This is a genomic window from Erwinia sp. PME.40.26/001 (assembly GCF_055556675.1).
The window spans coordinates 1-203 of the sequence record NZ_JBVHNP010000501.1 but is presented as its reverse complement, the minus strand read 5'-3'; the positions used below and the strand labels follow the sequence as shown (position 1 = coordinate 203).

Below are 203 nucleotides of genomic sequence, written 5' to 3'. Positions count from 1 at the left end.
TGTCTTCATAAGCCACATGAGGACATCCCCATGAAGAAGCGTTTTTCCGACGAACAGATCATCAGTATTCTCCGCGAAGCCGAAGCTGGGGTATCCGCCCGTGAACTCTGCCGCAAGTATGCCATTTCCGATGCCACGTTTTACACCTGGCGTAAGAAGTATGGCGGTATGGAGGTGCCTGAAGTTAAGCGCCTGAAGTCGCT

General features: G+C 52.2%; 1 protein-coding gene. It reads left to right on the top strand.

Going from position 1 to position 203, the window contains the following annotated elements:
• Nucleotides 1–30: 30 nt before the first annotated feature.
• Nucleotides 31–203, top strand: a 173-nt coding sequence (locus ACZ3HG_RS25150; RefSeq protein ID WP_465335303.1) for a transposase, incomplete at its 3' end; no start/stop codon positions are given.